Here is a 266-nt window from a genome sequence, read left to right as displayed (position 1 = left end):
ATAAGCCCAAAATAAATAAATTCTAAGTTCATTAAAAGAGAAAAAATAAACTCACTAACGTTCAAACAATTTTTTCTCTAATAATTCACTTGAATTTATAATTATTTTTAAATAGCAATCAAGCTTTAAAAACTTGAAAGAAGCGAAGCTTCTAACAAAATTAGCTCCATGCAATGGTCGGTTGCAGGGGGGCAAAAAAGTGGGGGTCGTTAGGGGGAGGAAAAAGGGGGAGAATCGAAACTCCCCCATTTCCTCCGCCCTAACAT

Annotated in this window: 1 protein-coding gene; it reads right to left on the bottom strand. The window is 35.3% G+C overall.

The window, feature by feature from the left end; all coding sequences use genetic code 11:
• Positions 1-54 precede the first annotated feature (54 nt).
• A partial coding sequence (locus HMPREF2782_RS09560; protein ID WP_222563134.1) for a hypothetical protein occupies positions 55-266 on the bottom strand: 212 nt, incomplete at its 5' end.

Source organism: Anaerococcus sp. HMSC068A02 (assembly GCF_001811125.1).
GTDB lineage: Bacteria > Bacillota > Clostridia > Tissierellales > Peptoniphilaceae > Anaerococcus > Anaerococcus vaginalis_C.
This window is presented reverse-complemented; position numbering and strand designations above follow the sequence as displayed.